Origin of the sequence: Amycolatopsis sp. NPDC058986, from assembly GCF_042741125.1 — a bacterium.
In the GTDB taxonomy this organism is placed as follows: Bacteria; Actinomycetota; Actinomycetes; order Mycobacteriales; family Pseudonocardiaceae; genus Amycolatopsis.
Map to the genome: position 1 here is coordinate 1 of NZ_JBHYJW010000114.1, position 10,844 is coordinate 10,844.

A 10,844-nucleotide genomic window follows, 5' to 3' on the forward strand; every position below is an offset into this window, starting at 1 on the left:
CAGCACGAACAGCACGTCCGCGACACCACAACCTGACCATTACCCCACCCCGTCAACCCCACCCCACCAGCACAAACCAGGATGAAAAATCCCCAATGTGGCGTTCGCTGCGTCCAACGCACCCAATGCCACATTGGGGGGCTCGGCCGCGCTACGTCAGGTGCTCAAGGACGACGTTCGCGACGCCGAGCATGCCGCTGCGGAACGGGTGGTAGGACAGCGCGGCGAACAGCTGCGTGTACTGGCCGTTGATCCACGCCGCACCGCCCCGCGCGCACGCGTCGTGGCCGAGCGACGGGCCGTAGGTGTCGACGTAGACCGCCTTGCCGTCGGCAGCGACCGCCTTCGCGAGCGCGGTGTTCAGGGCCTGTTCGACGCTGTCGAGCCACCGGTAGTCACCGTCGGCGAAGGGCAGTATCGCCGGGCAGGTCCCGCTGGGCGGTGCGATGCGCGGGTACCCGACCACGAGCACCTTCGCGTGCGGCGAGCGCTGGTGGATGCCCTTGAGCACGGTGACGACGTCCTGGCCGGTCCGTGCGACGGCGGCCTTCATCGTGTCGGCGCCGCCGGGGGAGAACCGCCGCTGGCACGGGTTCCCGTGCGGATCGGTGGCCCGCAGCCCGGGGCAGGTGCCGATGAGAGTGCCGAACACGTCGGAGTCGTTGCCGCCGATGCCGAGGGTGACCAGATCCGTGCTCTCCCGCAGCGCGGAGAACTGCGGCGGGTTCACCCCGCCGAACTGGACCGCCTGCGGCGTCACCATGTGCGTGGTCTTGGCGCCGCCGCAGCTGACGTCGGTGAAGCGGTCCGGGTGCAGCGCCCTGGCCACGAAGGACGGATAGTTGTTCGTCGATCTCCCGCAGCCGAGCGGATCCCAGCGTTGCGCGGGAATCAGCGGGCCGGACGTGTACGAGTCGCCGAGCGCGACGTAATGGTGAACACCGGCTTCCCGGGGAGTGGCGGAAACGGCGGCGGCCGACGTCGTGAGGAGCACGGCTGAAGCGGCGGCGGTGAGCAGAATCCGAGCGATGCGCATCATGATTCACGTCTAATCAGCGCCGATCCCGCTGCCTGCCGCCAATCGGGTGGTCGAGGCCAGGGTTCACCCGGCCGTGGTGTCAGATCGGGTGAACCCCACCCGGTTCACGGTAGGTGAGCAGATAACGCCAGAACAGCAGCGTCCGGACCGTGCTCCCGGGCAACAGCCGGGCCGACTCGCGCCGGATTTTCGTCATCGACGGCGTCTCGTCCCTGATCGGCGGCTTCGGCACGAAATCGGTGCCGCCGTTGAGCCGCTCACCGGCGGCCACGACGAGCCGGGCGAGCACGTTGACCGGCGCGGCCGTCACCCACATCCCCCAGTCCACCGCCGCACTCGGACTGCCCAGCCCCAGTACGGCCAGGACGCCGCCGGGCGCCAGCGCGCGGCGCAGCGCGGTCACCGTCTCGAACGGGACGTGATGCAGCGACGCAAGGCACGAGATGAAGTCGTAGTGCCCCTCCGGCAGCGATTCGGTGGTGACGTCCGCGTGCCGGTAGGCGATCTTGCCGGGACCCGGCGAGCCCAGCGCCTCGGCCTTCTCGATCATCGGCCCCGAGGTGTCCAGCGCGTCCACGGTCATCCCCGCCGCGGCTAGCCGCCGCGCGAACCGGCCGGTCCCGCAGCCGACGTCGAGTGCGGTACCCGGACCGGGCGGCAGCAGGCCGAGCAGCAACGGGTGGTAGTGGTCGTTGTGGTTGAACGGCATGCGTCGAGAGTGCCAGGACGGCCGCACGTAGACTCGTCTGGACAGGTGACACAGGGTCTAGGGAGTTGTCAGTGCCGCGAGAGGCGGACGAACCGTTCGAGGAGTCTTCAGAGTCCGCGCAGCGTGAGCCTCGCAGGCCGGAGCTGGCCGATCCGGACAGCTTCGCCGGGGTCGACGAGCTGGGCGCGCGGGCACACGAGGGCACCGACGATCACGATCCCGAGCTGGACGGCCCCGACGAGGCGTTCGCCGCGGGCGGTGGTTCGCGCGCGGGCATCGGCGGCGTCGGGCAGCTCGGCGACAACCTCGCGCTCGGCCCGGTGCCCGACCTCACGCACACCGGCGACGAGCCGCCGCACGAGCTCGACGACGAGGGCGAGCAGGCCGAACACGGCGATCCGGATGGTCCGCAGGCACGTCGCGAGCTGTTGGCCGTCGAGGCCGAGCTGAACCAGCGCTGGCCGGAGACTAAGCTCGAGCCCTCGCTCGCCCGCATCTCCGCGCTGATGACGCTGCTCGGCGAGCCGAACAAGGGCTACCCGGTGCTGCACGTGGCCGGGACCAACGGCAAGGGCTCGGTGAGCCGCATGATCGACGCGCTGCTGACCAGGATGGGCCTGCGCGTCGGCCGCTACACCAGCCCGCACCTGCAGCTGGTCACCGAGCGGATCGCGCTCGACGGGCGCCCGATCCCGGCCGCGAAGTACGTCGACCTCTTCCGCGACGTCGCGCCCTATGTGTCCATGGTGGACGGTGCCGATCCGGACGGCGTCGCGATGAGCAAGTTCGAGATCCTCACCGGGATGGCGTTCGCCGCCTTCGCCGACGCGCCGGTCGAGGCCGCGGTGATCGAGGCAGGCATGGGCGGCGCGTGGGACGCCACCAACGTCGCCGACGCCGACGTCGCGGTGCTCACCCCGATCGGCCTCGACCACGTCGAATACCTCGGCCCCGAGCCGGTTTCGGCGGCGAAGGAGAAGGCCGGGATCATCAAGCCCGGCTCGGTCGCGGTCATCGGCGAGCAGTCCGAGGACGTGCTCAAGGTCCTGCTGGAGCGCGCCATTGAGGTGGACGCCGCGGTGGCGCGCGCGGGCAGCGAGTTCGGGGTGCTCGAACGCGAGGTCGCGGTCGGCGGCCAGCTGCTGAAGCTGCAGGGCCTCGGCGGCGTCTACGACGAGATCTTCCTTCCGCTGCACGGGGAACACCAGGCCGCGAACGCCGCGCTCGCGCTGGCCGCCGTCGAGGCGTTCTTCGGCGCGGGCAAGGACAAGCAGCTCGTGCTCGAAGCCGTGCGCGAAGCGTTCGCCGAGGTCGAGAACCCCGGACGGCTGGAGCGTGTCCGCGCGGCCCCGACCGTGCTGCTCGACGCCGCGCACAATCCGATGGGCGCCCGTGCGCTCGCCACCGCCGTGTCGGGGGAGTTCGCGTTCCGCAGGCTCGCCGCCGTGGTCGCGGTGATGGCGGAGAAGGACGCGCGGGGCATCCTCGACGCGCTCGAACCCGTGGTGTCCGACGTCGTGGTCACCCGGAACTCGTCGCCGCGGTCGATGCCGCTGGAGGAGCTGAACGAGCTGGCGATCTCGATCTTCGGCGAGGAGCGGGTCGTGGCCGAACCGAGCCTGGAGACGGCGATCGAGACCGCGATCGGCCTCGTGGAGCAGAGTGACGACCCGGAGGAACCCCTCGCCGGTGGCGGAGTGCTGGTCACCGGGTCGGTCGTCACCGCGGGCGAGGCACGCACGCTGTTCGGGAAGGAGCCCGCATGAGCGAGGAGAACGCCGCGGGGAGCGTCCCGAAACCCGCGAAGGACCCGATGAAGAGCTTCCGCGGGGTCATGGCGGGTTCGCTGATCATGGAGGCCATCACGGTCGCGCTCGCGATCCCGGTCGTCGCGAAGCTCGGTGGCGGCGTCGGCACCGGCACCGGCTGGGCGGTGATCGTCATCGCGGTCGCGCTGCTGCTGTGCTGTGGTGTGCTCAAGCGCCCGTGGGCCGTCCCAGTGGTGCTGGTGCTGCAGGTGGTGCTGATCGCGATGGCGTTCCTGCTCCCCGCGGTCGCGATCCTCGGCGTGATCTTCCTCGCCTTCTGGCTGTGGGTGCTGTGGCTGCGCCGCGACGTCGCGCGCCGGATGGCCGCGGGCACCCTGCCCAGCCAGCAGCAGCCGCAGTCCTGACGGACCGTCTGGTCCACAATGGACTGTCAGGTCGCGCTGCGCATGGTGGCGTGCAGGCTGCCCAGCAGCGCCAGCGCACGGGCACTGGGCGTCGCCGGTTCCGCGTGGTAGACGACCAGCTGCTGGCCGGGTGCGTCGCGCACGTCGAAGGCCTGGTAGGTCAGGGTCAGCGGGCCGACGTCGGGATGGACCAGCTGCTTGGGTTCGAGGGTCTTGCCGCGCACCTGATGGGAGTCCCACAGGGCGCGGAACTCCTCGCTGCCGTCGCCGAGTTCGGCCACCAGGCGCAGCAGGGCGGGGTCCGCTGGGTCGAATCCCGTGGCCAGCCGCAGGTTCGCCACGGTGGCCTGCGCCGTCCGGTTCCACTGCGCGTAGAAATGCCGTCCGGCGGGATCGAGGAACGTCATGCGGGCGAGGTTGTCCGTCACGCGGAACGGCGAGAACAACGCGTCGGCCAGCGCGTTGGTGGCCAGCACGTCCAGCGTGCGGTCGAGGACGAACGCCGGGGTTTCGCGGTAGCCGTCCATCAGCCCGCGTAACTGCGGGCTCACGGTCCGCCGCACGGGTTCCGGACCGGTGCCCGGCACCGTCCCCGCCAGCCGGTGCAGGTGCTCGCGGGCGTCCGGGCCGAGATCGAGTGCCCGGCACAGCGCGTCGAGCACCTGCGGCGAGGGATGGGTTTCGCGGCCCTGTTCGAGGCGCGTGTAGTAGTCGGCGTTGACCCCGGCGAGCACGGCGACCTCCTCCCGCCGCAGCCCCGGCACCTTCCGCCGCCCGGAGTAGGGCAGGCCTGCCTCCTCCGGGGATCGCCGCGCGCGGTGCGCGCGCAGGAACTCACCCAGTGCTCCGCCGCTCATGCGCTCGACTCGCTCATGACTCCAGGCTAGGCCGGACCAACGGGCTTTGCCTGGGTCTGCCGGACCCAGGCAAAGCGTGCCCTCCCACCGGCCGTCGCCGCGTCCCAGACTCGGTGGCGGGACAACCGCGAAGGAGACATGACAATGGCAGGCGAACTGGACGGCAAGGTCGCGCTCGTCACCGGTGCGGCGCGCGGCGTCGGTGCGGCGACCGTCGCCTGGCTGCACGCCAGGGGCGCGCAGGTGGTCGCCACCGACATCCGGCCGAGCGTCCACGAGTGGACGGCCGGGCTCGACGGCGTGACGGCACTGGCCGGTGACGTGGCGGACGAGGAGACGGCGGTACGGTCCGTGGCCACCGCGGTGGAGCGGTTCGGCGGTCTCGACATCCTGGTCAGCAATGCGGGCCGGTCGGTGAACAAGCCGGTCACCGAAACCACGGCGGACGACTGGGACACCTTGCTGGCCGTCAACGCCCGTGCGGCGTTCCTGCACTCCCGGGAAGCCTTCCGGGTCATGCGGGAGCGCGGCGGCGGGGCGATCGTCACCGTGGGCTCGTTCGCCTGCAGCGTCGGCTTCACCGGGGGCTCGGCCTACAGCGCGTCCAAGGGAGCGCTGGCCCAGCTGACCAAGGTGCTCGCGCTGGAAGGCGGTCCGCACGGGATCCGCGCCAACGTCGTGGCGCCCGGCGTCATCGAGACCGACCTGCTCGACAGCTTTCGCCCCGACAGCAGGGAATACCTGCGCTCGTTCGGCGAAGCACACCCGCTGAAACGGGTCGCGAGCCCCGAGGAGATCGCCGAAGTGATCGGCTTCCTCGCCTCCCCGCGCGCCGGCTTCGTCACCGGTGCCGTCGTCGCGGCCGACGGCGGCTACACGGCCGCCTGAGCACGCTCAAGTTCACGGAGAAGAGGAAAGAACCATGACAGGAAGACTGACCGGCAAGGTCGCACTGATCACCGGGGCGACCGGTGGCATCGGTCAGGCCACCGCGGAGCTGTTCGCTCGTGAAGGGGCCCAGCTCGTTGTCACCGACATCGCCGGTGACGACGTGGAAGCCCTCGCGGCACGGCTGGCAGGCGGCGGCGCCGAAGTCCTCGCCGCACCGCTCGATGTCTCGTCGTCCCAGCGCTGGAATGCGGTCATCGACCTGGTGCGACGGCGTTTCGGCAGGCTGGACATCCTGGTCAACGTCGCCGGGATCGTGGACTGGCCCGGCATCGAGGAGACCGGCCAGGAGGCGTGGGACCGGGTCATCGCGGTCAACCAGACCGGCACCTGGCTGGGCATGAAGGCCGCGATGCCGATGCTGCGCGCGTCCGGCGGCGCCTCGGTGATCAACACGTCGTCGGTCCTGGGGCTCGTCGGCAGCGGGGCGGCGGCCGCGTACCAGGCGTCCAAGGGCGCGGTGCGCCTGCTGACCAAGACCGCCGCGGTGGAGTACGCCACCCGGGGTGTCCGGGTCAATTCGGTGCACCCCGGGGTCATCGCGACCCCGATGATCCAGGACCTGCTCGACGAGCAGGGGGACCGGCAGCCGGACATCGCGCGCACCCCGATGCGCCGTGCGGGCAGGGCGGCCGAGGTCGCGCCGGTGATGCTGTTCCTGGCGAGTGACGAATCCTCGTTCGTCACCGGCGCGGAGTTCGTGGTCGACGGCGGGCTCACGGCGTACTGACGTCCGCCGCACCTAACGCAGGATGACGGTCCGCAGCGCGGGGGAACCCAGGATGTCGGCCGCGCAGAAGCGGTCCCGCACCCACTGTCCCTTCGAGAACAGCTTGGTCTGGTCCGAGAAATACGGCGAGGTCGGATCCTGGGACTGTGAGTAGGTCAGCAGCGTCGAGGCGTCCGGGCACGGCTCCGGCCCGAACCCGACGACCTGGATGAAGCTCGACCCGTGCACGACCTCGGCGTTGCCCGCCGCCCCCTGCCACACCGGCGTGAGCACATTGAGCACGCCCACCGTCCCCGGCGCGCCGTGGAGCGGGATGCGCTCGCCGTCGCGCGTGACGCCCTGGTGCTCGCCCAGCGGCGCGTCCGCCGGGATGCCCGCGGCACGCAGCTCGGCCACCGCGTCGCCGAACGCCTGCTGGACCGCGGCACTGGCGGTGTCCAGGGTGTTCGGGGTGGTGAGCGGGTGCGCCGGGTCGAACGGGACCCGCCACGGCGACCCGGCCGGGCCGCCCAGCCGCTGCGCGAATCGCTGGAACAGCAGGGAACCACGGGAGTCCAGCGTGTAATGGTGGTCCCAGTTCGCGAGCGCCGCGCAGGCCGGGCCGACCGGCACCGGGCCCTGCGAGGACGGCGCCTGCCCGCCGGGGAAGGCCGCGCACATCTTCGCGGTGTCCGCGGCGGCTAGCTCGGCGGTGCGGCTGCGGTCGGCGAACAGCGTCGCCCGCATCGACTCGGTGGTGAAACCGCCGTGTGCCAAGGTTTCCTCGGTGGTGATCAGCGCCTCTCGCGTCCGATCGGACCGCTGGGTGCCGAGGTCACCGACAATGCGCGGGTAGCCGGTGATCGGGGCGTGCGCGTTGGCGAGCCAGGCGCTGTCGTTGGTGTTGAGCGCGTAGTCGCGGCGCTGCAACTGCGGCAGCCGGGACGGGGCGAACAGGCCGGGCTCGATGGCGCCGGGGTCGGATCCCCAGCCGCACGAGGATCGTGAACCGTCCAGAATGGACACTCCGGAGGCGGGGAACAACAGGCGTCCCAGCGGGGTCCCGCAGTCGGCGGCCTGCTGGTCGGTGACATGCGGCACGACCTGGATGTCCGCGTACAGCGCGTTGCCCGCGCGGTCGGTCGCGACGGTGTTGACCCACGGGACGCCCTGGGTGCGCGAAAGCGCGTCGACGATGGCGCCGGTGCTGCGGGCCTGGTCGAGCTCGAACCACGTGTTCAGCGCGCGCAGGTTGGTGGCGTTGGCGTCGCGCAGCGCGTACACCGACTTGGCCGTCCACGGCAGCGAAGTGCCGCCGACCGAGGTGATGACCGGGCCGTAGCGTGTGCCGTGGATCGTGCGCTCCACCTGGTGGCGGGTGCCGTCCGCCTCCCGGACCTCGACGCGCACCGTCCGCGCCGACATCTTCTCCGCCTTGCCGTCCACGACGTAACTCGTCGGATCGCCGGGCGTCAGCGGGAGCTCGAAGAGGCCGAACGTGATCGGTGTCGCGACCGTGTGCGTCCACGCGGCGTCGGCGGTGTGCCCGATCTGGATCAGCGGGATCCCGAGCATGCTCCCGCCAGAGACGTCGAAACGGCCCGGGATCGTCAGCTGTGCCTGCCAGAACCGGCGCCCGCCCTGCCACGGATAGTGCGGATTCCCCAGCAGCACGCTCGATCCGGACGCGGTGCCGTCCTTGCCGACGGCGATCCCGTTGCTGCCGAGCTCGCCACTGCCCAGCGCCGTCCGGACCGCGGCGGCGATCCGCGGCGCGGCGTCCGGCGCCGGCGCGGCGGGAGCCGCCGCGGCCGACGGCTGTTCGGCGTTCACCGTCCCGCTTACCAGCGCGCCGCCACCCGCGATCGTCGTGATGGCGTAGAGGTGGCGGTAGACGTCGAGTTCGGTGATCGGGCGCAGCCACGGGGCGTCGTGGCAGGCCGGGTCGGTGATCCCGGCCCGGCCGGTTTTCGCCAGGTAGGCGTTGAAACCGTGGGCGTAGCCGGCGATGATCTCGCGCACCTCGGGGCGCGGGCCCTGCGGCGCGGGCGCCCCGGCGAGCCGTTCCACCACCCCGGAGTCGTTGATCGCCTGGAAATGGAGATCGCTTTCCAGGTTCGTCCGCGCACTGCTCAGCGCGGCGTCGCCCGAGCCGCCCGGCCCGAGGAACGCCGAGCGCCGCGCCTCGACGGTCAGATAGGTGTTCGCCAGTTCGCAGATGTTGTCCCGCGCGGCGGCGAAACCATAGCCGTAGCCGAGCCCGTCGAAGTCCTTCGCGAGGATGTGCGGTATGCCGTGCTCGGTGTAGCGGATCACCGCGTGCCCGGTCTCCGCCGCCGTGGCGGCCGGGGTGAGCAGCGCGGACGCCGACAGTAAGACGGTCAGGAACGCCAGTAAGCGGCGCATGGTCACTCCCGTGTCGTGGAATTTCGTGATCAAGCTAGCCAGGCGCCGCGCGACGGGACAATGGGCGAACGGACCACACCGGTGTCCGTTCATCACCGGGACATGCGCAGTTGGCCCGCCCGCCCGGAACGCGGGATAGAAACCGCGCATGACCGAACTGTCCCCACCCTCCCGCCGTGTCCTGTTCAAGGCCGGGCTCACCGGCGCGGGCGCGCTCGCCGCCGGCCTGCTCCTGCCCGGCGTCGCGGGCGCCGCGCCCGCGCTCGTCCGCCGCGACCGCCCGATCCTCACCCACGGCGTCCAGTCCGGCGACGTCACCACCGGCTCCGGCATCGTCTGGTCGCGGGCGGACCGCCCGTCTCGGCTGATCGTCGAGATCGCGCGGGACGAGTCGTTCCGGCACACGCGCCGCGTCGTCGGCCCGGTGGTCTCGCCCGATACCGGCGGCACCGGCAAGGTGCGCGTCGCGGGGCTGCCGCCGGGTACCGAGATCCACTACCGCGTCACCGCGGAGGCGCTCGACGGCCGGACGTGCAGCGAGCCGCTGACCGGCCGGTTCGCCACCGCGCCGGTCGGGCGCCGGGACACCCGGATCGTCTGGAGCGGCGACGTTGTCGGCCAGAACTGGGGGATCGACACCTCGCGGGGCGGTATGAGGATCTTCGCCGCGATGGCCGACCGGCGGCCGGATCTCTTCCTGCACAGCGGCGACACGGTGTACGCCGACGGGCCGCTGACCGAGACCGTGACGCTGCCCGGCGGTCGCACCTGGCGCAACGTCATGACGCCCGAGAAGGCGAAGGTGGCCGAGACGCTCGACGAGTATCGCGGCCAGCACGCCTACAACCGGCTCGACGAGCACTTTCGCCGGTTCGCCGCCGAGGTGCCCGTCTATGCCCAGTGGGACGATCACGAGGTCGTCAACAACTGGTACCCGGGCGAGATTCTCAACGACCGCCCCGAATACACCGAAAAGCGCGTCGACGTCCTGGCGCCCCGCGCGTTCCAGGCGTTCCACGAATGGCATCCGATCGACGCGCGCCAGGCCGTCGACGGGCGGGTGTACCGCAACTTCCGGTACGGCAGCCGCGCCGAGATCTTCGTGCTCGACATGCGGACCTACCGCGACGCGAACACCTCGGACCAGACGAAACCCGGTCACATCCTCGGTGACAAGCAGGCACGCTGGCTCGTCGACGCGCTCGGCCGCAGTACCGCGACGTGGAAGCTCGTCCAAGCGGACATGCCGATCGGGCTGGTCGTGCCCGACAGCCCCGGCGGGATCGAGGCGGTGGCGAACGGCCTGCCCGGCGCGCCCGGCGGACGCGAGACGGAACTGCACTGGGTGCTGCGCGAAATCGCGCGCCGCCGCGTCCGCAACGTCGTGTGGCTGACCGCGGACGTGCACTACACCGCGGCCCACCACTACTCGCCGGACCGCGCGGCGGTCGGGGACTTCGAGCCGTTCTGGGAGTTCGTCTCCGGGCCGCTCAACGCGGGCGCGTTCGGGCCGAACAAGCTCGACCCGACGTTCGGCCCGGAGGCGGTGTTCGTGCACGCCCCGCTCGCGGCGAACACCTCACCCGCCGACGGCTACCAGCACTTCGGCGAGCTGAACATCGACGGCGCTTCGGGCGCTTTGACCGTCGACCTGCGCGACGCCACTGGCACGTCCCTCTGGTCGAAAACCCTGCAACCCCAACGACACTGACGCTCCGGATCACGGGGGCCAGGCTTGGGCGCCAGCGGTGGGAATGAGCGCTGCGGCGATGTCGCGAACGTTCCGTTCGGGACGTTCACCGTCCGCGCCGCGTCGTTCGGGACATGACGGGCCGCGCCGCACCGAAGGCGTCCCTCAGCGCGCTTCGCGGCCCAGAAGGACCGCCGGACATGCCGTGAAGGCCTCTTTACCGGCGTTCAACGCCGGTAAAGAGGCCTTCACGGACCACGGCGAAACCCCGGGATCAATTTTAGGGTGAAGGGGCCGGTCTAGCCAGGTGGTT

9 protein-coding genes are annotated in these 10,844 nt (G+C 71.2%); 5 read left to right on the top strand and 4 right to left on the bottom strand.

Annotation, left to right across the window (positions count from 1 at the left end; translation table 11 throughout):
• Positions 1–151: 151 nt before the first annotated feature.
• Both ACFW0G_RS44645 and ACFW0G_RS44650 read right to left on the bottom strand, forming a co-directional pair.
• Positions 152–1,036 carry an SGNH/GDSL hydrolase family protein gene (locus tag ACFW0G_RS44645; RefSeq protein WP_378331666.1) on the bottom strand — a complete coding sequence of 295 codons (885 nt, stop codon included), beginning with the start codon at positions 1,034–1,036 and terminating at the stop codon, positions 152–154.
• An 82-nt stretch (positions 1,037–1,118) separates the two neighbouring features.
• A complete protein-coding gene (locus tag ACFW0G_RS44650) occupies positions 1,119–1,748 on the bottom strand; it encodes a class I SAM-dependent methyltransferase (protein WP_378331658.1) in 630 nt (209 codons plus the stop codon).
• A gap of 71 nt (positions 1,749–1,819) precedes the next feature.
• On the opposite strand from ACFW0G_RS44650, the gene ACFW0G_RS44655 reads away from it, so the two are divergent.
• Positions 1,820–3,514 (top strand): bifunctional folylpolyglutamate synthase/dihydrofolate synthase, encoded by a 1,695-nt coding sequence (locus ACFW0G_RS44655; RefSeq protein ID WP_378331659.1) that lies wholly within the window; start codon positions 1,820–1,822, stop codon positions 3,512–3,514.
• Positions 3,511–3,921, top strand: coding sequence for a DUF4233 domain-containing protein (locus ACFW0G_RS44660; protein ID WP_378331660.1), 411 nt, complete (start codon positions 3,511–3,513; stop codon positions 3,919–3,921). Before ACFW0G_RS44655 ends, ACFW0G_RS44660 begins: the two co-directional genes overlap by 4 nt.
• A 26-nt stretch (positions 3,922–3,947) precedes the next feature.
• Here the strand turns inward: ACFW0G_RS44660 and ACFW0G_RS44665 are convergent, their stop codons facing one another.
• Complete coding sequence (locus tag ACFW0G_RS44665) at positions 3,948–4,778, bottom strand: helix-turn-helix transcriptional regulator (RefSeq protein ID WP_378331661.1); 831 nt, start codon at positions 4,776–4,778, stop codon at positions 3,948–3,950.
• 144 nt (positions 4,779–4,922) lie between these two features.
• On the opposite strand from ACFW0G_RS44665, the gene ACFW0G_RS44670 reads away from it, so the two are divergent.
• Positions 4,923–5,666 carry an SDR family NAD(P)-dependent oxidoreductase gene (locus tag ACFW0G_RS44670; RefSeq protein WP_378331662.1) on the top strand — a complete coding sequence of 248 codons (744 nt, stop codon included), beginning with the start codon at positions 4,923–4,925 and terminating at the stop codon, positions 5,664–5,666.
• A 34-nt stretch (positions 5,667–5,700) separates the two neighbouring features.
• A complete protein-coding gene (locus ACFW0G_RS44675; RefSeq protein WP_378331663.1) occupies positions 5,701–6,456 on the top strand; it encodes an SDR family NAD(P)-dependent oxidoreductase in 756 nt (251 codons plus the stop codon).
• A 12-nt stretch (positions 6,457–6,468) separates the two neighbouring features.
• Here the strand turns inward: ACFW0G_RS44675 and ACFW0G_RS44680 are convergent, their stop codons facing one another.
• A complete protein-coding gene (locus tag ACFW0G_RS44680; protein WP_378331664.1) occupies positions 6,469–8,841 on the bottom strand; it encodes a penicillin acylase family protein in 2,373 nt (790 codons plus the stop codon).
• 148 nt (positions 8,842–8,989) lie between these two features.
• On the opposite strand from ACFW0G_RS44680, the gene ACFW0G_RS44685 reads away from it, so the two are divergent.
• Positions 8,990–10,552: an alkaline phosphatase D family protein gene (locus tag ACFW0G_RS44685; protein WP_378331665.1), complete on the top strand. Its 1,563-nt coding sequence runs from the start codon at positions 8,990–8,992 to the stop codon at positions 10,550–10,552.
• The last annotated feature ends 292 nt before the right edge of the window (positions 10,553–10,844 follow it).

Bases quoted from the DNA above. Each gene is read 5' to 3' on its own strand.
- ACFW0G_RS44645 (WP_378331666.1), bottom strand. From the start codon at position 1,036: ATGCGCATCGCTCGGATTCTGCTCACCGCCGCCGCTTCAGCCGTGCTC.
- ACFW0G_RS44650 (WP_378331658.1), bottom strand. From the start codon at position 1,748: ATGCCGTTCAACCACAACGACCACTACCACCCGTTGCTGCTCGGCCTG.
- ACFW0G_RS44660 (WP_378331660.1), top strand. From the start codon at position 3,511: ATGAGCGAGGAGAACGCCGCGGGGAGCGTCCCGAAACCCGCGAAGGAC.
- ACFW0G_RS44665 (WP_378331661.1), bottom strand. From the start codon at position 4,778: ATGAGCGGCGGAGCACTGGGTGAGTTCCTGCGCGCGCACCGCGCGCGG.
- ACFW0G_RS44670 (WP_378331662.1), top strand. From the start codon at position 4,923: ATGGCAGGCGAACTGGACGGCAAGGTCGCGCTCGTCACCGGTGCGGCG.
- ACFW0G_RS44675 (WP_378331663.1), top strand. From the start codon at position 5,701: ATGACAGGAAGACTGACCGGCAAGGTCGCACTGATCACCGGGGCGACC.
- ACFW0G_RS44680 (WP_378331664.1), bottom strand. From the start codon at position 8,841: ATGCGCCGCTTACTGGCGTTCCTGACCGTCTTACTGTCGGCGTCCGCG.
- ACFW0G_RS44685 (WP_378331665.1), top strand. From the start codon at position 8,990: ATGACCGAACTGTCCCCACCCTCCCGCCGTGTCCTGTTCAAGGCCGGG.